Here is a 20451-nt window from a genome sequence, read left to right as displayed (position 1 = left end):
TGCAAACACTCGCTTATGAGTGCCGGAGAGAGTACCTCGGAAAGGGCGTTGAACTGTTCAGGAGAAAAGGTGTGGATGCGATCGAGAGCCTGGCTGAGAAACATAAAAAAATCCGGTGACCAAAAATGATCACCGGATTTTGATCTCATCTTGCTGATAGTCAAGTAACTTTTTGCTTAACTGATCGGCATTAAGCCACTGGCTGCCTTTTTTATATGGCCTCGGTTAGCCAGGTCTAGCCCTTCTTTGCCTCCAGCATGCGCTGGATCTTCGGCTCGAGAATCAGTTCCATGGCGAAACCCATCTTGCCACCCGGCACAACAATCGTGTTCGGACGTGACATGAAAGAACCGTTAATCATGTTCAGCAAATGCGGGAAATCCACACCGAACTCAAGTGGCTTGCGGAAGCGAATGACAATAAAGCTTTCATCCGGTGTCGGGATATCGCGGGCAATGAAAGGATTCGAGGTATCAACCGTCGAGACACGCTGGAAGTTAACATCGGTGCGTGAAAACTGCGGGGTAATGCACTTCACGTAATCCGGCATGCGACGCAGGATGGTATCAACAATCACTTCGGCATCATAACCACGTTCTGCATTATCGCGGAAGATCTTCTGGATCCATTCAAGGTTCACAATCGGAACTACACCCACACCGAGATCAACATGCTGGGCAACGTCGTTATTGTCTGTCTTCGCAAGGCCGTGCAGACCTTCGTAAAACAGCAGATCGGTCTTGTCCTTGATGTCTTCCCAGGGGGTGAACTGGCCCGGGGTCAAATCGGTGCCAAGACGGGCGTTGTGCTCAACCGCTTCTTCATCACTATGCAGATAGTAACGGCGCGGGCAGGCGCCGGTCTTTGAATAAGACTCGAAGGTCTCGGCCAACTTGTCGAAATGATTGGCATCTTCACCGAAGTGACTGAAGAACTTGTTGCCGCGCTCGTCTTCCCTGGCCATCTGCTCTTTCATGGCAGCACGGTCAAAACGGTGATAGCTATCACCTTCAATCACCAACGGATTAATGTTCTCACGGTGGAAAATATGCTCAAAGGCACGTTTAACAGTGGTGGTACCCGCACCGGATGAACCGGTTACGGCAACAATCGGGTGTTTCTTGGACATAGTGATCCCTTTAATTCGGTCAAAAACAGCGGCACATATGATAGCAGAATAATCCCCACACTTAAGTGCCATAAACTTTATTAATTAATATCAATACCTTAACTTATTTTTCAGCCCCCAGAGACCGGGCTCGTTGCTGCCTTGCTGCCCGTTCGTCTGCCTCCACTGCCAGTGGCCAACCCTGTATATGACGTTGCACCACGGCAGTCAGGGCCTCGATATGCGCGGCGCTGTCATTCAGGGCCGGGATATAACGGTAGTCCCTGCCGCCGTGCTCGAGAAACAGCTCACGGTTCTGGATGGCCATTTCCTCGAGCGTTTCCAGGCAGTCAACGGCAAAGCCTGGACAGACCGTATCCACCGTGTCGATGCCCGCCCGGGCCCAGGTCTCCAGGGTCTCATCGGTGTAAGGCTGTAACCACTCCGCCAGCCCGAAGCGGGACTGGAAGGTCAGTTTCCACTCCTCATCAGCCAGCCCCAGTTTCTCGGCCAACAGGCGAGCGGTTTTCTGGCACTCACAAAAATAAGGGTCGCCTGCCTCGAGCGAGGCCCTGGGCAGACCATGGAAAGACATCATCAGCCGCTTGCTGTTGCGGCCGTGCTCGGCCCAGTAGGCCTGCACGCTGCCAGCCAGGGCATCAATATAGGCCGGCTCATCATGGTAATGATTGACCATGCGCAGCTCCGGTAACCAGCGCCAGTGCCCGAGTTCACGCATGACGGCGTCAAACACCGCCCCCGTGGTCGCGGACGCATATTGCGGATACAGGGGCAGGATTAACAGGCGCCTGACGCCGGCCTGGCGCAGTTCTTCCAGCGCCTCGGCCATAGAGGGCTTGCCATAGCACATGCCCAGGGCCACGGGTACGTCGGTGCCAAGCTCCCCGGCCAGGTGCACTTTGAGCGCCGCCTCCTGTTGGCGGCTGATGGCCAGCAGGGGCGAACCAGCATCTGTCCAGACCTTGGCATAGGCCCGTGCGACGCGGCGCGGGCGGGTGCGCAGGATGATGCCGTGCAGGACCAGTTTCCACACCAGTCTCGGCACCTCAACCACCCGCGGGTCACTGAGAAACTCTCCCAGGTAACGGCGTACTGCAGAGGGGGTTGGCGCTTCGGGGGTGCCCAGATTACACAATAAAACACCCGTACAATCAGGCATATCGTGCGAGAAATTTGTTGTTCCCTTGTACCGGCTCATGCGAGTCCCCACTGGATGACAGCGATCTATTATATACGTCGTGCAGCCATCTTGCAGGCGACGGCGATAATTCATATCCTCAGAAAATAATAAAAATACGCTTTGCTATGTCACGCCATCATCAACTATTAATACTCTGCAACATTGGTCTTGTTGTGGTTTTTACCGGCTTGTTGCCATAAAAAACGGCCGGGTTTCCCCGGCCGCTTTTATGGTCTTGCGCAAAGACTAATCCAGCCCGGTAAAGATAGCGTCGCGAATCTCCTCGACTGAGCCAATGCCGTTGACCTTCACATATTTCGGTGCCCCGGCCTCGCCACTGTTGGCCCAGGCGGAGTAATAGTCAATCAAGGGCTCGGTCTGCTCATGGTAGATTTCGAGGCGCTTGCGCACGGTCTCTTCCCTGTCATCGTCACGCTGTACCAGTTCTTCACCCGTGACATCATCCTTGCCTTCTACCTTCGGCGGGTTATAAAGCACATGGTAGGTCCGGCCTGACGCAGGGTGGACGCGGCGGCCACTCATGCGCTTGACAATCTCACTGTCATCAACGTCGATCTCAACCACGGCATCGATATCGACAGCCTTTTCTTTCAGGGCATCGGCCTGCGGGATGGTGCGCGGAAAACCGTCAAACAGGAAACCATTCTTGCAGTCCGGTTCGGCGATGCGCTCCTTGACCAGACCAAGGATAATGTCATCCGATACCAGGCCACCGGCATCCATGACCTTCTTTGCCTCAAGACCAAGTGGTGTACCGGCCTTGACCGCAGCACGCAGCATATCGCCGGTAGAAATCTGCGGAATATTGTATTTATCTTTGATGTAATTGGCCTGGGTGCCCTTACCTGCTCCCGGTCCGCCAAGAAGAATGATGCGCATATTCTGCCTCCCTGTTAATCCTGTATGTTTTTATATAACAAATAATTATGCCTGCAAGCTGAACCATGATACCAGTCAACAGAATCAATCGGCCAATGTAGCCTGTTTATGGCCCAACATGAAAACGCTCTGACCAGCCTGCTTCAGGCAGAAAAGCGGCCCGTGTCTTTAATTGTGCCGCTTCGTCATTACGGCCCAGTGCAACCAGGACCTCAGCCTTGAGCAACAGGGAACTACGGTTCTCGGCATGCAAGGCGAGGCTACGATTAACTGCCTGCAGTGCCGGAACGAACTCACCTTGCAGAAAATAGGTCATAGCCAGGTTCTGGTATCCCTTGGCATAACTGGGATCTATGCTCACCGTGGTGGAGAAATGTTGCCCTGCCTCCTTCAACTCACCGCGTTGCGCCACAATCACCCCGAGGTCATCATGTGCTTCGGCGTTTGTAGCATCCAGATGGATAGCGCGACGCAGATCCTTTTCAGCGCTGACCAGATCACCCTTCCAGATATAGCGTACTCCACGTTTGGTATAGGCATGAGAATCATTGGGGCGGTGTTCCAGATAAATACCCAGGTCATCGATCGCAGCATCGAGTTTACGCTGCCTGCCGAACGCCACGCCTCGCCAGAGCCAGGCTTCTACTTGTGTCTTATCCAGTTCGAGTGCCTTACTTGTATCGGCAACAGCATCGTCAAGTTCTCGTATCCGGACATTTAACTTACCTCGCTGAAGGTAGAGATCGGCCTTGTTCGGGTGTTGCTTTATCTGCTTATTCAGCATCAGTATCTGGTCTGCAGCATACCTGGAAGTCTTGTCATCGATTGCCTGAGTATTATTTGCCGAGCCCGGAATATTGTTTAGCGGGTCAAGATATTTTCCGACGGTTAAAGGTAATGAACCAAAGCAGGCAATATAAGCCTCACTTGCCAGAAGCCGGGCCGTTTCATCAGAAGGCGCAAGGAGGCTGTAGTCTTCCAGGGATATATCAACTGTGCCGGAAAAATGCTCGCCGCTGCATTGCTCATAGATACGGTCACCGGAAGCATCAAATTGACGAAAGGCATGCAAATCATCGTTATGCGCATGCAGGTTTATCAGCGTCTGCACCGGCGCATTACGAAAGGCCGGCAGATAAGCGGCCAGGTAGTCAAGCCTGGCCTCGCCGTCATCATCATAGAAATATACTTCTATGGTATGGATGGTGTCGGGATTCTCCTTTTCCCACTGGATCTTGCTAAGCAGGCGTCCATTCTCAGCATTGATATATTTCACCTCGCGGTAAAAATCCGGCCCGCCCAGGTAACCGCCACGACGATAGCCGCCTGAGGATTCCTCGGTACGTATAGGGTGTTGGGATATCAACCACTTGTGCAACAGGTAAATCGATTCAGCAAAGCGGTTCCACTCCCTGACCTGCCTGGTATCTTCCTTGAGCGTTGACAGTCGTTGCTTGGCCTGAAGACCTGTTGTTTGCCAGGCCAGCAAGCTGACTGCCAGATAGATAAGAATTTTTTGCATGTTGCCTTCCCTCCTTCTTGATGCCGTTCATAATGAAGACACGTCGAACGACACATAATTCCATTCGTTGATAAATACAACGAAAAAGGTAGGGGAAATGTTATTGATACAGGGTGCTAACAGACATATCACCAAGCCGAAACCGGGTTGGTAAATATTGAATACTGCTATGTAGCCGCAGCGTTAGCCGCTTATGCGGCCATTTGCCGGGCCATGGCAGTCACTTCGTCCATTTTATCTTCGACCAGTGCTTCGAAGTCATCTATGACCACTGCTTCCTCGAGCTCCAGTTCAGCCAACAACTCAGCCGGGATGTGACTGTCTGTTTCGTCACCGATCTCGATACGTTTCAGCAGATGGTTGGCCAGCTTGACCAGCTTGACGAATACAGCATGCTCACCTTCGTAGTCGTCATGATGATGTTCCCGTACTGCAGCGATAACCTCGGCGGGCATATTCCAGGCCTCCATCAGCCAGGCTCCCATTTGCGCATGCCCCATCTCAATCGCATCCCGGGCACGTCCCATACCGAGGACGCGTTGTTCGAGCTCGGTGATCGGCGTCTTCGGATTTGCCGCCGCCAGCTTGTTAAGAAGATAAAACTCCGGCTGGAACAAATGGCCCAGGAGGAGAAAACCAAAGTTGTGTAGCAGGCCGGTCAGATAGGCCATACCGGGCTTCGGCCTGCGCTTGGCCGGCATCATCCTCGCCAGGCGCTGGGTCAGTGCCGCACAGGCAACACTGTGCTGCCAGAAGGCCCCCATGCCCAGCGGCCCGTCCGGCGGCGTGCGAAAGGCACGACCAATAGAAATACCGAGCGCCATGTTAATCACCATGTCATAGCCGAGCACGCGGGCAATCGCATCCTGCAGGTTTTCGATATTACCCTTATAACCAAACAACGGTGAACTGGCATAACGCAGGGTCTGTGCAGACAGACTCGGATCCATTTGCACAATCTCGGCCAGATCACTGGCCGTGGCGTCAGCCTGGCTGTTCAGTTGTAAAATACGGTGTGCAATAGCCGGAATGGCGGGTAGTTCATAAATTTCTTCAATGCGCCGCTTGATATCATTCGGTGAGGCGTAGCGGATTGTGCTGACATCCATATCGGCCAGTTGTGTCAGGGAATAGGCAAAGGCACCATACTCGACGCCATCGCCTTCGAGCGCCGAGCGGAAATCACTACCGCGCATCTTGATGGACGCGACGTGACTGCCCGGCTCAAAAAAAACCTCCTCAACATCGCGGATACTGATATCAATCAGCATGGGTATGGCAAAGGCCTTGCCCAAGGGAGGCACCGAGCCATGCGTGCAACAGGCAAAACGTTCGGCAAAGTCACGATAAGGCGCGATTCGCAGATCCTGTCCAAATTGCTTTTGCAGGGCCTTGAAATCAAGCACGTGGGTAATCGGCAACACTGCCATGTAGCAGGTAGTGCCGTCGGTAACAACGACGGCGCGCAGCATCTTTGCATACGAGGCACCTATGGCCTCGGCGGCTTCCTCAAGGGTCCTGGTTTCCGCGTGCGGGAGTAACGCGTACTTGACGCCCCGTTGGTCCAGGAACTGGCTGACTGTTTGCGAGATCATCATCGCTTCCCTACCCCCATATGACTGTTTATTCATATCATCTCTTCCCGGCACACCTGATTGCCCCTGATGTTGCTCTTGATATTTACCGGCAAAGCCGGTTCATGTAAATAAATATAGTTCATATTCAGCATGAACAGCGTGCGTAGTTCACAGAATACGCGACGCAGGACGAATTACTTATGTCTAAATATCAGTTGGTTATGATTCAGGGAGGGGGATTTTCAAATCAGCCCACGCCACCCTTGAAAAAGGCGCGGCGCAGCCGATATAACTTTAATAAGTTGACTGCATTTCCTTCAGGACGCCGTGCCGCGCAGGATCGCGAATTGCCGGAAAACAGGGGTCGTGACCGGTTCAAGTTTCTTCCGCATCACGGTGCCCATCGCATCGGTGCGGGCAAAAACCGGCGTACAGATTTCATCAGTGAGCCTTGCCAGGGTCTGCACGGCAACGATCTCGGCCCGCAATGCCGGTAAGGCGGCAATGACTGCGGCGGCTTCATCCTCGGTACATGCGAACTCGGCCTCGGCAAGCAAGACTTCGATATCCTGCTGACCCTGTTCCGGTAACTGCTGATCACTAAAATAATTGCCGACCGCATTCATCAGGGCACAGACCACTTCCTGGTTAGAGGGCTTGCGCAGTATCGCCTCGGCGGTATCCAGAAAGCTTTGCCCCTCCGCCGACAAGGTTCGCTGCAACCTTGCCGCCAGCTTGTTGCCTGCACCGGCGAGTGCCTGCAGCTGTGCCGCGTACTGTTCCGCATCTTCCCGGGCCGGCAGGCTTTCCGGCAAGTTACCCGCCGAGGCCTCGAGAAACCCGATCCGAAAGACGTTTTTCTTCTTACCGCGATCCCACAACGCCTTGCGTGTCTGCTCATCAACAAGGTCGGCCTGCAAAACCAGGCGGACGCTACGCACGATGGCATACGGGTCTTCTTCAAAGGGCAGGAACTCGATCAGAAAATCTGCCAGCTCCTTACCCATGGAACCCTGCACGATGAGCCTGTTTTCCAGCATGCGCCGCGCATGTTCGGCCTCCGGTGCCGCCCACCATGCCAGCCGGGCCAGTTCATTGGTCAGACCGGGCGCACAGACCACTGCCATGATGGCCTCGGGCTCACCGAGTTTTAACAGGTCGGACAGGCTTTCATCTTTCATCTGCCCCATGCGTGTCCAGCGCTTCAGGTAAACCGGGTAGCCACCCGGGGAACCCAGCACATGACCGGAAAGCAGTTCCCTGACCTGGCGGATATATTGTTCATCCTTGCAATTTGGGTTCAGCTTGATCTCGGCTTCGTTATTCGCCGTGAGACCATAAACAATCATACGGCCTTCGTCGATACGAACCGCATCAACCTGGCTGGCCAGCATGACATTCAATCGCAAATTGTCTTCAGTAGAAAGTGGCACACCTACACCTTTAATTTACTTTTTTCGCTCGAGCAGTTATATCTAACTGCGTTACACCCTGTTTTTCAACACGGTACCGTACCCGACTCATGACCCGACAAGAAGAAGGTGTTATCCAGTTCCAGCTCACGCACCGCGTATGCGCCGCCGGGCATTACCTCGAGCTTGCCGGGCTCATTGCCTGGCATAGGCAGGTTCATGCCCTGGGGCTTATCGGCCAGGAGCCGACACGTTATGGCGGCTTTGCCTATGGCAACATGAGCCACCGCCTTCACGATGATGAATTCCTTATCAGCGGCACGCAAACCGGAGGTCTGGCCATACTCACCGCGGCACACTATGCCCACGTCGAAAGCTGTGACATTACCCACAACCGGGTGGTGTCGCATGGACCGATAAAACCATCATCGGAATGCATGTCTCATGCCGCCATCTACGCCGCCTGCCCCGCAGCCATGGCGGTCATCCATGTGCATAATCCATTGCTCTGGCAGCACTACCTGGCACTCGGGCTTGCCAGCACCCCGGCCGATGTGGGTTATGGCACACCGGCCATGGCGGACGCCGTTGCCGGCTGCATCGAACGCCTGGAGTCATCCGGCCCGGCCTGCATTGCCATGCTTGGTCACGAAGACGGCATTATCTGTTTTGCCGACAACATCGACAGCGCGGGACAACATCTCCTGGCCTTGTACGAGCAAGGCCGTACCCTATAATAGATTGCGACCAGTCATTGCCACGAAAGAATGGCCGTTATCACGGCAACCTGTATGCCTTCGAAACAACTTTTAATCCTGTTTATCCTGTAAATCCTGTCTATTCTAATTAAGCTGAATACGCTGGCCCCAGGGTACCCTGGCGCGCCCTTTCACCAACCAGATGACCGGGAAAGCTGCCTCATGCCCGGGAAACTCACCCTCGGCATCGGTGAAATAAATCAACAGGTCCGGTTGTCTGGATTGCCGGCTGGCAAACTCAAACGCCGGACGAAAATCCGTCGCGCCACCACCCTCTATGTCAGCGGGCACAGCAAAGCTTTCCCAGGATTCATACACCCACGGGGCGTTCTCGCTCAACTTGTTGTCACAGGCCAGCAGGGTAATCCGTGCCTGCATCTGGCCCTTGATGGCATCGATCTCGGAGACAAACTCATCAACTTCCTTATCGCTGATCGAACCACTGGTATCGACGACCACGGTCAGGTCCAGCTGCGCGCTGCGCAGGCTTGGCAGGATCGCGGCACCTTCGCGCCGGGACGGCCGCTGGAAGCTGTAATCATCGCGCGCCACGGCAGTCATATAACGCGCCAGTAACATGCGCCACGGCAACCGTGGTTGGAGCAAGTGATCCACCAGGCGCATCATCGCCTCGCCCATCTTGCCCGATTGCATGGCCTGTTGCGCGGCACCAGCCAGGCGCTGTTGCCATTGCACGCTCAGGTCCTCTTTTTCCGCCTCGCTCAAAGGCGGCGGTTGCGCCGCGCCACCGAGCTTGTCATCAAGCTCGGCCTGGTTGGCGTTACCCTGGCCGTTACTCTGTTCATCGCGCGGTTTGTCACCGCCGCCGCTGTTGCTGTCCTGCTGATCCTGTTTGTCACCGCCATCCCCGCCCTGACCTTTGCCTTCCTGCTGCCCGGTATCGTTCTGCTGTTGCTCACTCTCATCGTATATATGCTGGTCATGGGTTTCTCGATCATCGAGATCATCAATCGAGGGATAGATCTCCTCGGCGGTCATGTTCTCGTAGCGCGGATCGTAAAGGGTATCCGGGCAGGGCTTGAGCCCATCGTTAACGAGCAAGGGGTTGACCGCCAGGTCACAGGCCAGGTCCCAGCGGTGCTTGAGTCGATGCTGACGGCGGGCAAAGTGGGAAAGCGCACAATGCAGGGCTTCATGCGCGAGCACGAACTGAGTCTGGTCCAGTGACAGCGCATCTATGTAATCATGATTGTAGTAAAAGGTTTTCGCATCGGTGGCGGTGGTTTTGCACCATTCGGCCGCCGCCTGCTGCATCGGCAGGCGCAACACCAGCGCACCAAGAAACGGCTTATCCAGAATAAGCCGGGTACGCGCTGCAGCAAGTTTTATTTCGACTTCGTTAGACATTAAAAAACCAAAATATTGAATGGACAGGATTTACAGGATTAACAAGATTGAAATACAAAAATATTTCTGGGCAGTTTACCTATCTGGCCAACCTGTACTTTCGCTTTACAATGACACTATCTGAAAAGTTTATAAGCAAGCCCGTATCCACTCCTGTCGCGGTCAGGTAATTCACTAATTGCGCTTCATGTTGTTTAGTAGGTAATGACACGGCTTTCAGCTCACAAATAACCTTGTCTTCCACCAAAAGGTCTACAAAATACTCGCCAACTGACTTTTCTTTATATCTCACTGATAAAGGTGCCTGCTGCTGTACTTTTAGACCTCTTCTTACCAGTTCATGCTGTAACGCATTTTCATAGACCTTCTCGAGGAAACCACTGCCGAGAACATTATGAACTTCAAAAGCACTACCTATAATCACTTCAGTCAAATCATCCTTGATTGACATAAAAAACGCCTTACCCGTTAGAAATCCTGTTCATCCTGTAAATCCTGTCTAATTAGCCTTTAGTTACTGTTGTAGAGCATGACGTCGGCGATGTCTTTTGCCCAGGTGGCGAACTGCGGCACAGTGAACATCTCTTCACCCACGGCGCGATGCATGTCGGAGACCAGCATGACGCCCATTTCGCGCTGCGGGAAGTTCAGCGCGTACTCGAGGATATACCCCCAGACTTCCTGGCTGTTGCCTTCGCCCCTGGCGCGGATCGCACGACCTACCAGCGAGGCGGCGACGGCATATTGCAGGTCGATCTCTTTCGGCACGCTAACGTCCTCGCCACGCATGATGGCATCGATGTCCGGCATGTTGTCGAGGTTGTCGACAAAGGCCTTCAGCTCGATACCGGCGGCCGGACCGACGCAGGCCTGCAAGGCTCCAAGTAGCAGTTCCGGGTTATCGCCAAACTTTTGCAGGCCACGGTGGGCAAATTCCCAGGAACGCGGTGACGGGAAGGCGACCGGGTTATGCGCCGGGTCAAAATCGAACAGCAACTCGGGACGGAAACGCAGAAAGGCGATGACGCGCTCATCCAGGCCATGCGCATAGGCCCAGGCCACCCAGTCATCAAGATGGGCATCGACTTCAAAGTGCGAAAAACGGTTCGCCAGTGGTGCCGGCATGGTGTAAGTCACACCGCGGTCACCCTGCCGGTTACCGGCGGCGAAGATCGCCCAGCCATCGGGGACCTCGTATTCACCGAGACGGCGATCGAGGATCAGCTGGTAGGCCGCCGCCGACACCGTAGGTGCCGCCGAGGTGATCTCGTCAAGGAACAGGATGCCGTTGTCCCCGTGTCGCTCGACATCGGGTAACAGCGCCGGGATCGCCCACTCGACCTTGTCGCCGATGCGGAACGGGATCCCGCGCAGGTCAGTCGGTTCCATCTGCGAGAGACGGATATCGATCACCGGCACCTTATGGTAGTCGGCGATCTGGGCAATCATTTGCGACTTGCCCACGCCAGGCGGGCCCCACAGCATCACGGGTGTGTGATGCCCTTCATGGGTACTTGTGAATTCTCTATCCAGTACGGCTAAAAGCTGGGCCGGGCGCATGAAACCTCCGCATGCATGTATTAGCAAATGCTGAAGTTTACCAGATTAATCAGGAATACCGCAGCCGGCTTTTGTTCCGACCACATAAAGTATACGGAATTATTTCTCGCGGCGGGTAAAACGGATGATATGCCGCCGGGAACGCTTGTCCGGACGTTTGTGTGGGGCGGCGGTCTGGACCTCCTGGGCCTGGCGCTGCTCGGCGAGCTTTTCCCGCGCGGCGAGGCTCTCAGCCGTCTCTGTGTAGAGGCTTTGCGCAAACGTCGCCGGGCCACGCTGCTTGCTCAGGCCTTCTATGATCACCGTGTATTGATACGGGCCGCGCTGGATAGTCAGTTCATCACCACACTGCACGGCACGCGAGGGCTTGCTGCGTTGCCCGTTGTAATGCACCTTGCCACCGTTCACCGCCTCGGTGGCATTCGGTCGGGTCTTGAAAAAGCGTGCCGCCCACAACCATTTATCGAGGCGCATGCTGTCAGGGGTATTCGACATATAGTGCAGTATGCCGCAGGGGGAAAAGACTTAAAAGAATTGATACATGACAAATAAAAAACCAATCAGCTATCAGCAATCTGAAATCATAAATTGCCGTTAAAATACCTCGAAACAGCGCTTACGTGCCTTGACCCGTCGCAGCACGTCAATACGCTGGCTGGCCAGACGGATGCGCTCTTCTTCCTTGTATTTTTTATAGCCCGGATAGGCCAGGAGAGAATAACCCAGTGGAATCTCGGTAAGTGGCGCGTTATCGGGAAAGAAATCGAACAAAACCACCTTGGTGGTGGTCAGCCATATGATCGCGGCATTTTTAGGATCATCATAAAAATCGGGCACCAGCCGGTAGGTTAAGGGCGTCAGCGCAACAATTTCATCATCAAGCGCCACACAGGTTTTCTGGCTATCACCTACCGAGGGCGTTGGCGCCTGCGGTTTCGGGTAAAGGTTCTCATCCACGTTTCTGGTGATGTCTCTTGCGACCACATAAGGCGGGAATTTTTCCAGCTCGGTCGACTCCGCACTCGCGTCAGGGCTGTCTGCTTCGGCCATGGCCAGGGGCGTCAGGCACAAGCCCGGCAAGAGCAGGCAGGCAATCGCCGCGTATTTTAAAGACATGCCCTTATCCTCAATATATAAGCTTATATATTGAAGCTTTCGGCAGAAACCAGCCCGACTTTAGCCGGGCCGGTCGTCGAACCGGCCTACTTCCGGGCCAGGGTCAGCAGCATACTGTTCAGGCGCTGGACAAAACCGGCCGGATCTTCGAGCTGGCCGCCCTCAGTGAGCAGGGCCTGGTCGAACAGGATCTGCACCCAGTCATTGAAGCGGGCATCGTCGGTCTGTTCTTTCAGCATGTCAACGAGGGCATGATCAGGGTTCACCTCGAGGATCGGTTTCAGGTCAGGGACGGCCTGGCCGGCGGATTTGAGGATACGCTCGAGGTTGCCGCTCATGTCATGGGCATCGGAGACCAGGCAGGCCGGCGAGTCGGTAAGGCGGTGCGTAACACGCACATCCTTCACTTCTTCACCGAGGCTGGTCTTGATGCGTTCAATAAAGTCGGCATTTTCCTTCTCGATGGTTTCCTGTCGGGCCTTCTCTTCCTGGTCTTCGAGTTCACCCAGATCGAGGTCACCCTTGGCGACGGACTGCAGGGGCTTACTATCGTACTCGGTCAGCGAAGAGACCAGCCACTCATCGACACGGTCGGAAAGCAATAGCACCTCAATGCCCTTCTTGCGGAAGATCTCCAGGTGCGGACTGTTCTTCGCGGCATTGAAACTATCGGCGGTAATATAGTAAATCCTGTCCTGCCCTTCCTGCATCCGGGCGATGTAGTCATCCAGCGAGACATCCTGGGTATCGGTATTACTGTGGGTCGAAGCGAAACGCAACAAGCGGGCAATCTGCTCGCGGTTGCTGAAATCTTCGCCCGGGCCTTCCTTCATGACACGACCGAATTCGTTCCAGAACCCGGCATATTTTTCCGCGTCATTTTTGGCGATGCCTTCCAGCATGCCGAGGACCTTTTTCACTGAGCCGGCACGGATGCTGTCAATGGTCTTGTTGTGTTGCAGGATCTCGCGCGACACGTTCAGTGGCAGGTCCGCGGAATCGATCACACCGCGCACAAAACGCAGGTATTGCGGCATCAGCTGTTCGGCATCGTCCATGATAAAGACGCGCCGCACATAGAGCTTGATGCCATGGCGACTGTCGCGATCCCATAAATCAAACGGCACCCTGGACGGGACATAGAGCAAGGAGGTGTATTCAAGCTTGCCTTCGACATGGTTGTGCGAATGGCAGAGCGGGTCCTGGAAGTCATGCGCCACGTGTTTATAGAACTCATTGTATTCTTCGTCGCTGATCTCGGACTTGGCGCGCGCCCACAGGGCCGAGGCGCTGTTGACGGTTTCCAGCTCGCCGGCCTTATCCTCGTCCTCGGCCGGCATCCTGATCGGCAGGCTGATGTGATCGGAATACTTGCGGACAATGTTGCGCAGGCGGAAGCCGTCGAGGTATTCCTCGGCGTCATCCCGCATATGCAGGGTGATGGTGGTGCCGTGCTGGTCGCACTCAATCGTTTCCAGCGAGAAGTCGCCTTCACCAGCTGACTCCCAACGCACACCGTGTTCACTGCCGGTACCGGCGCGGCGGGTCTCGAGCACAACCTTGTCGGCAACAATAAAGGCCGAGTAGAAACCGACCCCGAACTGGCCGATCAGGTTGGCGTCCCGGGCCTCGTCCCCGGTCAGGGATTCAAAAAACTGCCTGGTGCCGGACTTGGCGATGGTGCCGATATTGTCGATCACTTCCTGGCGTGACATGCCGATACCATTATCGCTGATCGTCAGGGTCTTTGCCTCCTTGTCGAAGGAGATGGTGACGCCCAGTTCACTGTCGCCTTCGAACAGGGCATCGTCGGCCAGGGCCTCGAAGCGCAGCTTGTCACAGGCGTCCGAGGCATTGGAAATCAGTTCGCGCAGGAAGATATCTTTGTTCGAGTACAGGGAGTGGATCATCAGGCGCAACAGTTGCTGCACTTCTGTCTGGAATTCAAGGGTTTCTTTATGGGTCTCAACGGTCATCTGTTGTCAGGCTCCTGTTTTTTATATAAGAAAGCTGACAATCATATTGGGACGCAAGGACGGTCTTTCAAGGCAATGCCGGGCACTTTACCGGTAAAACCCGGTAAAGTGTCCGCAACAGGTGCCGGAAGCAGCGGTTAGCCGCTCGATGTCGCCTGTTCAGGAACAGGTTTTATTCAGCGTCCAGCCAGGCCCGCGCACTGGGCATATCTTCGAATAACTCGATCGGCCACGAATCCCTGGATTCATAGCCGCGGAAACGTTCGATCAACAACAAGAGCTTGTCAAAATCTGACTTTTTTCCCACCACGGCTATTTTTATATCCGGATTAGTGTGTGCGGCCGCCGCATGCTGGCAAACAATCTTGTCTATGTCGCCGGTGGTCATGTTGATATCATCAACATTCAAAAAGTCGCACAATTTGTGCCTGAGATCATCAAAACGCGGATCAGAATATATCGCGGTACTCGCGTTGACGATTTCCTCACCGCTCACCGAACCGGAGTATGTCCAGCTAACCCCCTGTTCATGCCACTTAACTGTTACCACTGATACTACCTCCCCCTTGATTTTACCTCTTAACAAAATCCCCACAATTTTATTAAGGGTATTAACCCATAACTTTAGTACATATCTCACCCATGGCAAGGCCAGGCAAATAAATTAATTTTTGTACGGTTATTTAAGGGCAACTGCGGCTGAACAGGAGAGGTTCTTCTGTTCAGCCCCGGCCGGGCAAATATCAGGCTTTCTGGTAGGCCGCCAGGGCAGCCTTGACCGCGGCACCACTGTTAATCGTTGCAGACATATCGGTCAAGATGGCATCCAGTGCCTGCAGGCAGAACAGTACGTTGGTCTGATTGGCGGCAAAGCCCATCAAGCCGACACGCCAGACCTTCCCGGCCAGGGCACCCAGACCGGCACCGATTTCGAGATTATATTCATTCAGCAGGCGGGCGCGCACGGCGGCGTCATCAATACCTTCGGGGATTGTCACCGTATTCAGCTGCGGCAGGCGGTGCGCTGCATCGACAATGAAGCGCAGGCCCATGGCCTCGAAACCGGCGCGTAATGCCGCATGGTGTCTGGCGTGACGTGCCCATGACGCTTCCAGACCTTCTTCTTCGAGAAGAACCAGTGCCTCATGCAAACCATACAGGGCATTGATCGGCGCGGTATGGTGATACGCGCGCCTGGCGCCACTACCCCAGTAGCCCATGACGAGGTTGAGGTCGAGAAACCAGCTTTGTACCCTGGTCTTGCGGTTCCTGACCTTTTCCAGGGCCGCGGCATTGAAACTGACCGGTGACAGGCCCGGGGTACAGGACAGGCACTTCTGCGTGCCGGAGTAGATCGCATCAATCCCCCATTCATCGACCTTGATAGGCGTGCCACCCAGCGAGGTCACGGCATCGACAATCGTCAGGCAATCATGCTTATGGGCGATCTCGACCAGGGTCTTCGCATCCGACTGTGCGCCGGTTGAGGTCTCGGCATGCACGAAGGCCACAATTTTGGCATCCGGGTTGGCCTGCAGTGCCGCCTCGAGCCTGGCCGGGTCAACCGGCTTGCCCCATTCGTCATCAACGAGAATAGCTTCACCACCGCAACATTCAACGTTCTCGGTCATGCGCATGCCGAACACGCCGTTGCGGCACACCACCACCTTGTCACCCGGTTCCACGAGGTTGACGAAACAGGTTTCCATACCGGCTGAACCGGGTGCCGAGACGGGCATGGTCAATTCGTTCCTGGTCTGGAAGGCATATTGCAGCAGGCCTTTCATTTCATCCATCATCTCTACAAAGGCCGGGTCAAGATGCCCGATAGTAGGACGTGACATGGCTTCGAGAATGCGCGGGTTTACATCAGACGGGCCCGGGCCCATTAAAGTTCGAACTGGCGGATGAAAAGACTTGCTACCCATGTAATTGCCTCTTAGCATGTGAAGTGAATAAATAGCGGCGTAGTTTGTCGCAAACAACAATGTGTTTCCAGCTAAAAGGCCTAAAGCCATGCGCTACGTGCGGACATTTAACAACCTCGGTATTCAGGATGTCAGCTCGGTTGGCGGCAAGAATGCCTCACTCGGTGAGATGTACAGGCAGTTAAGTGCTTCCGGTGTACGTATCCCGAATGGCTATGCCACCACTGCCGAGGCATGGTGGCATTTCATTGATCACAACAAGCTTCGCCAGCCCATTACGGATATTCTGGCAACCCTGGATCGAGAGGACCTCAAGGGACTCGCCGACACCGGCAGGCAGATCCGCAACTGGATCATGCACGCCGAGATGCCTGTCGATCTGGCCGCCGATATCAAGAGCGCTTATATCTGGCTCGGTGAAGAATACGGCCCTGACCCGGATGTAGCTGTACGCAGTTCGGCGACGGCCGAGGACCTGCCCGGCGCCTCGTTTGCCGGGCAACAGGAAACCTGGCTGAATATCCGTGGCGCAGACAACCTGATTGCGAGCTGCAAGCGCACCTACTCATCACTGTTTACTGATCGTGCAATTGCCTACCGCATTGATCAGGGCTTTCAGCATATGAATGTGGCGCTGTCGATCGGCGTGCAAAAAATGGTGCGCTCGGATATCGGCGCCTCCGGCGTCATGTTCACTCTCGATACTGAAAGTGGTTTCCGCGATGTCGTGACCGTCACTTCCGCCTGGGGGCTGGGTGAAAATGTTGTGCAGGGCACGGTCAACCCGGACGAATTTTCCGTCTACAAACCCGGACTGGCGAAAGGCCACCGCACCATTCTGAAACGTCGTCTTGGCGACAAGGCACTGAAGATGGTCTACGGTCAGGATGCCGCCGCCGGCCTGTCGACGCGCAACGTACCCGTGCACGTCAAGGACCGTTTCCGTTTCTCGATTAACGATGAAGAAGTCCTCGAGCTTGCTCGCCAGGCAATTGCCATTGAAGATCATTACGACAAGCCCATGGACATTGAGTGGGGCCGTGACGGCAATGACGGCTTGCTCTATATTTTGCAGGCCCGCCCGGAAACCGTGCATACCACGGCAAACGCGAATGAATTAATCGAATATGAACTTGAACAGCACGGCGAGGTGATCGTCAGCGGTCTCAGTGTCGGCCGCAAGATCGCCGCGGGCAAGGCGCGCATCATTCTCGAAGCAAAAGACATGCACTCACTCGAAACGGGTGAGGTGCTGATCACTGACATTACCGATCCTGATTGGGAACCGGTGATGAAGCGTGCTGCTGCCATCGTCACCAATCGTGGCGGCCGCACCTGCCATGCCGCCATCGTTGCACGCGAGCTCGGCATCCCTGCCGTAGTCGGCACGGCCAAGGCAACACGCAAGATCATCGACGGAGAAGAAGTCACTATCTCCTGTGCCGAGGGCGACACCGGCTTTATCTACCGGGGGCTGCTGCCATTCAAGACCAAATGCACAAGACTCGATAACATCAGCAAACCTGACACAAAGATCATGCTGAATCTGGCCAACCCGGGGCAGGCATACGGCTTTGCCACGCTGCCCTGCGACGGTGTCGGCCTTGCACGGCTGGAGTTTATTATCAATAGCAGCATTGGCATCCATCCGCGCGCGATCCTCGAACCGGACAAGACCGATGCAGAAACGCAAAAGCAGATAAGCAGGCGCGCAGCCGGTTACCAGTCACCACGTGATTTTTATATTACACGACTGACCGAAGGTGTCGGTACGATTGCCGCCACATTCTATCCGCGCCCGGTAATTGTCCGCCTCGGTGACTTCAAATCAAATGAGTATGCGGCACTGATCGGCGGCAAGTTCTTTGAGCCCGAAGAAGAGAACCCGATGCTCGGCCTGCGCGGGGCCTCTCGCTATTACAATGACGACTTTACCGAGAGTTTCAGTCTTGAATGTGAGGCCTTGTTACGCGTCCGCCGGGATATGGGACTGGATAACATCTCGATCATGATCCCATTTGTGCGCAGTGTCGATGAAGCAAAGCACGTCCTTGAACTCATGGCCCATAACGGTCTGCAACGAGGCCATGACGATTTAAAGGTTTATCTAATGTGCGAGATCCCGGCCAATGCCCTGCTCGCCGATGAATTCCTGGCGCTGTTTGATGGTTTCTCGATTGGCTCGAATGACCTGACCCAGCTGACCCTCGGGGTTGACCGTGACTCCGGACTGCTCGGCAGTTTTGATGAACGCAACCCTGCCGTACTCAAGCTCATGGAGATGGCCATCAGCGCCTGTAAGCGTGAAGGGAAATATGTGGGCATCTGCGGCCAGGCGCCATCTGATTACCCCGAGATTACCCGCTGGCTGGTTGCACAGAAGATTCATTCCATTTCACTTAACCCGGATAGCGTGCTGTCGATGCTGCAGGTCGTACTGGACGCTGAAAACAAGCTATGACAGGTATGGAATTAACTCATGAAGACAAGGCCTTCCGTGGTGAGAAGCAGGCACTGGCGAGTGCCCTTGGCGCCGCCTTGCCCGCAAAATCGATTCTCAGCGATGAGGAAGACCTCAAGCCCTATGAGTGCGACGGCCTATCCGCCTATCGGGCTACACCGTTTATCGTCGTCCTGCCGGAGACCATCGACGAAGTACAACACGTCCTACGGATCTGCCAGCGGCTTGATACGCCGGTTGTCGCTCGCGGCGCCGGCACCGGCTTGTCCGGTGGCGCCCTGCCACACCAGCGAGGCGTACTCCTCAGCCTGGCCAAATTTAATCGAATAATTGATATCGACCCGCACAACCGCTGTGCGCGTGTCGAACCGGGCGTGCGCAACCTGGCGATTAGCGAGGCGGCGGATCATTACGGTCTTTACTATGCACCGGATCCGTCTTCCCAAATCGCCTGCACGATAGGCGGCAATGTGGCAGAAAATTCCGGCGGCGTGCACTGTCTGAAATACGGCCTGACCGTACACAACATCCTGCAGGTCAAGTTCCTGACCATGAACGGTGAACTCCATACGGTCGGCAGCAAGGCGCTGGATAGTTCCGGTTTTGACCTGCTCGCCCTGATGAACGGTTCCGAAGGCCTGCTTGGCGTCATCATCGAGATCACGGTCAAGCTACTGCCACAACCGCAACGTAAACAGGTCATACTCGCCGCCTTTGATGATATTGAAAAAGCCGCCGCCACGGTCGCAGACATTATTGGCGCAGGGATTATCCCGGCCGGTCTCGAGATGATGGACAGGCTCGCCATTCAGGCGGCGGAAGATTTTGTGCATGCCGGTTACCCGGTGGATGCCGAGGCCATCCTGCTCTGTGAACTGGATGGCACCAATGAGGAAGTCTCCGAACATGTACTGAAAGTGCGCGAGATCCTGAACCGCAGCGGCGCGACCGAAGTACGCACTGCCCGGGATGAGCAGGAACGCGCCATGCTCTGGAAGGGTCGCAAGGCCGCCTTTCCTGCTGTCGGCAGGATCTCGCCGGACTATTACTGCATGGATGGCACCATTCCACGCAAACGCCTGCCAGAGGTACTAAAGCGCATTACCGACATGTCGCGCGAATATAACCTGGCCGTTGCGAATGTCTTCCATGCAGGTGACGGTAACCTGCACCCCTTGATTCTCTACGATGCCAACAAGCCCGGCGAACTCGAACGTACCGAGGAATTTGGTGACAAGATCCTTGAGCTGTGCGTTGCCGTTGGTGGCACGATTACCGGCGAACACGGTGTAGGCATGGAGAAGCTTGATCAAATGTGTACCCAGTTCAACGCTGCCGAACTGGCACAATTACATGCGGTGAAACACGCCTTTGACCCGGATGCACTGCTCAACCCAGGCAAAGCCGTACCGACACTGCATCGCTGTGCTGAATTTGGTGCCATGCATGTGCATAAGGGGAAACTCCCATTCCCGGAACTGGAACGTTTTTAGGCTCTTCGGAAAAATTAGTGGGTAAAAATATAGCGAATTTGGAGCAATAGAGATAGTTTTCTGGAAATTGG

Annotated in this window: 17 protein-coding genes; 3 read left to right on the top strand and 14 right to left on the bottom strand. The window is 54.8% G+C overall.

Annotation, left to right across the window (positions count from 1 at the left end; all coding sequences use genetic code 11):
* Window positions 1-235: 235 nt before the first annotated feature.
* The 6 genes from RQ738_RS10110 to RQ738_RS10085 all read right to left on the bottom strand — a co-directional run bounded on the left by RQ738_RS10110 (window position 236) and on the right by RQ738_RS10085 (window position 7741).
* The gene (locus tag RQ738_RS10110; RefSeq protein ID WP_314165018.1) at window positions 236-1129 is read right to left on the bottom strand and encodes a phosphoribulokinase; all 894 of its coding nucleotides are present in this window, start codon (window positions 1127-1129) and stop codon (window positions 236-238) included.
* Window positions 1130-1232: 103 nt separating this feature from the next.
* Window positions 1233-2327 carry a ferrochelatase gene (gene hemH / locus RQ738_RS10105; protein WP_314165017.1) on the bottom strand — a complete coding sequence of 365 codons (1095 nt, stop codon included), beginning with the start codon at window positions 2325-2327 and terminating at the stop codon, window positions 1233-1235.
* A gap of 228 nt (window positions 2328-2555) precedes the next feature.
* The gene (gene adk / locus RQ738_RS10100) at window positions 2556-3209 is read right to left on the bottom strand and encodes an adenylate kinase (protein WP_314165016.1); all 654 of its coding nucleotides are present in this window, start codon (window positions 3207-3209) and stop codon (window positions 2556-2558) included.
* Window positions 3210-3315: 106 nt separating this feature from the next.
* Window positions 3316-4731 (bottom strand): tetratricopeptide repeat protein, encoded by a 1416-nt coding sequence (locus tag RQ738_RS10095; RefSeq protein WP_314165015.1) that lies wholly within the window; start codon window positions 4729-4731, stop codon window positions 3316-3318.
* A 191-nt stretch (window positions 4732-4922) separates the two neighbouring features.
* A complete protein-coding gene (locus tag RQ738_RS10090; protein ID WP_314165014.1) occupies window positions 4923-6362 on the bottom strand; it encodes an HDOD domain-containing protein in 1440 nt (479 codons plus the stop codon).
* A 263-nt stretch (window positions 6363-6625) separates the two neighbouring features.
* Window positions 6626-7741, bottom strand: coding sequence for a sulfur reduction protein DsrS (locus tag RQ738_RS10085; protein ID WP_314165012.1), 1116 nt, complete (start codon window positions 7739-7741; stop codon window positions 6626-6628).
* 89 nt (window positions 7742-7830) lie between these two features.
* Here RQ738_RS10085 and RQ738_RS10080 point away from each other — a divergent pair, with 89 nt between their 5' ends.
* Entirely contained in the window at window positions 7831-8457 is a 627-nt protein-coding gene (locus RQ738_RS10080; protein WP_314165011.1) for a class II aldolase/adducin family protein, read from the top strand.
* Window positions 8458-8562: 105 nt separating this feature from the next.
* Here RQ738_RS10080 and RQ738_RS10075 read toward each other — a convergent pair whose 3' ends face one another.
* From RQ738_RS10075 to RQ738_RS10040, 8 genes are all read right to left on the bottom strand, one after another.
* Window positions 8563-9846, bottom strand: a complete 1284-nt coding sequence (locus RQ738_RS10075; protein WP_314165010.1) for a DUF2201 family putative metallopeptidase — start codon at window positions 9844-9846, stop codon at window positions 8563-8565.
* A gap of 79 nt (window positions 9847-9925) precedes the next feature.
* Window positions 9926-10297 carry a GxxExxY protein gene (locus RQ738_RS10070; protein ID WP_314165009.1) on the bottom strand — a complete coding sequence of 124 codons (372 nt, stop codon included), beginning with the start codon at window positions 10295-10297 and terminating at the stop codon, window positions 9926-9928.
* A 59-nt stretch (window positions 10298-10356) separates the two neighbouring features.
* Entirely contained in the window at window positions 10357-11406 is a 1050-nt protein-coding gene (locus RQ738_RS10065; protein ID WP_314165008.1) for a MoxR family ATPase, read from the bottom strand.
* A 99-nt stretch (window positions 11407-11505) separates the two neighbouring features.
* Window positions 11506-11901 carry an RNA-binding S4 domain-containing protein gene (locus RQ738_RS10060; protein WP_314165007.1) on the bottom strand — a complete coding sequence of 132 codons (396 nt, stop codon included), beginning with the start codon at window positions 11899-11901 and terminating at the stop codon, window positions 11506-11508.
* A gap of 99 nt (window positions 11902-12000) precedes the next feature.
* Entirely contained in the window at window positions 12001-12522 is a 522-nt protein-coding gene (locus tag RQ738_RS10055) for a hypothetical protein (protein ID WP_314165006.1), read from the bottom strand.
* A gap of 86 nt (window positions 12523-12608) precedes the next feature.
* Window positions 12609-14498 carry a molecular chaperone HtpG gene (gene htpG, locus RQ738_RS10050; RefSeq protein WP_314165005.1) on the bottom strand — a complete coding sequence of 630 codons (1890 nt, stop codon included), beginning with the start codon at window positions 14496-14498 and terminating at the stop codon, window positions 12609-12611.
* 172 nt (window positions 14499-14670) lie between these two features.
* Entirely contained in the window at window positions 14671-15048 is a 378-nt protein-coding gene (locus RQ738_RS10045) for a hypothetical protein (RefSeq protein ID WP_314165003.1), read from the bottom strand.
* 193 nt (window positions 15049-15241) lie between these two features.
* Window positions 15242-16426, bottom strand: a complete 1185-nt coding sequence (locus RQ738_RS10040; protein ID WP_314165002.1) for an alanine--glyoxylate aminotransferase family protein — start codon at window positions 16424-16426, stop codon at window positions 15242-15244.
* Between the two features lie 88 nt (window positions 16427-16514).
* Between RQ738_RS10040 and ppsA the strand changes: the two genes are divergently transcribed.
* Together ppsA and RQ738_RS10030 are read left to right on the top strand one after the other, a co-directional pair.
* Complete coding sequence (ppsA, locus tag RQ738_RS10035; protein ID WP_314165001.1) at window positions 16515-18887, top strand: phosphoenolpyruvate synthase; 2373 nt, start codon at window positions 16515-16517, stop codon at window positions 18885-18887.
* A 5-nt stretch (window positions 18888-18892) separates the two neighbouring features.
* Window positions 18893-20380: an FAD-linked oxidase C-terminal domain-containing protein gene (locus tag RQ738_RS10030; RefSeq protein WP_314165000.1), complete on the top strand. Its 1488-nt coding sequence runs from the start codon at window positions 18893-18895 to the stop codon at window positions 20378-20380.
* Window positions 20381-20451: the final 71 nt, after the last annotated feature.

This window comes from Sulfuriflexus sp., from assembly GCF_032250955.1.
In the GTDB taxonomy this organism is placed as follows: Bacteria; Pseudomonadota; Gammaproteobacteria; order AKS1; family AKS1; genus Sulfuriflexus.
Note: the sequence above shows the minus strand (reverse complement) of the source record. Positions and strands in the feature narration are given on the sequence as shown.

Bases quoted from the DNA above. Each gene is read 5' to 3' on its own strand.
- RQ738_RS10030 (WP_314165000.1), top strand. From the start codon at position 18,893: ATGGAATTAACTCATGAAGACAAGGCCTTCCGTGGTGAGAAGCAGGCA.
- RQ738_RS10070 (WP_314165009.1), bottom strand. From the start codon at position 10,297: ATGTCAATCAAGGATGATTTGACTGAAGTGATTATAGGTAGTGCTTTT.
- RQ738_RS10040 (WP_314165002.1), bottom strand. From the start codon at position 16,426: ATGGGTAGCAAGTCTTTTCATCCGCCAGTTCGAACTTTAATGGGCCCG.
- RQ738_RS10060 (WP_314165007.1), bottom strand. From the start codon at position 11,901: ATGTCGAATACCCCTGACAGCATGCGCCTCGATAAATGGTTGTGGGCG.
- RQ738_RS10075 (WP_314165010.1), bottom strand. From the start codon at position 9,846: ATGTCTAACGAAGTCGAAATAAAACTTGCTGCAGCGCGTACCCGGCTT.
- adk (WP_314165016.1), bottom strand. From the start codon at position 3,209: ATGCGCATCATTCTTCTTGGCGGACCGGGAGCAGGTAAGGGCACCCAG.
- RQ738_RS10095 (WP_314165015.1), bottom strand. From the start codon at position 4,731: ATGCAAAAAATTCTTATCTATCTGGCAGTCAGCTTGCTGGCCTGGCAA.
- hemH (WP_314165017.1), bottom strand. From the start codon at position 2,327: ATGAGCCGGTACAAGGGAACAACAAATTTCTCGCACGATATGCCTGAT.
- RQ738_RS10090 (WP_314165014.1), bottom strand. From the start codon at position 6,362: ATGAATAAACAGTCATATGGGGGTAGGGAAGCGATGATGATCTCGCAA.
- htpG (WP_314165005.1), bottom strand. From the start codon at position 14,498: ATGACCGTTGAGACCCATAAAGAAACCCTTGAATTCCAGACAGAAGTG.
- RQ738_RS10055 (WP_314165006.1), bottom strand. From the start codon at position 12,522: ATGTCTTTAAAATACGCGGCGATTGCCTGCCTGCTCTTGCCGGGCTTG.
- ppsA (WP_314165001.1), top strand. From the start codon at position 16,515: ATGCGCTACGTGCGGACATTTAACAACCTCGGTATTCAGGATGTCAGC.
- RQ738_RS10065 (WP_314165008.1), bottom strand. From the start codon at position 11,406: ATGCGCCCGGCCCAGCTTTTAGCCGTACTGGATAGAGAATTCACAAGT.
- RQ738_RS10080 (WP_314165011.1), top strand. From the start codon at position 7,831: ATGACCCGACAAGAAGAAGGTGTTATCCAGTTCCAGCTCACGCACCGC.
- RQ738_RS10110 (WP_314165018.1), bottom strand. From the start codon at position 1,129: ATGTCCAAGAAACACCCGATTGTTGCCGTAACCGGTTCATCCGGTGCG.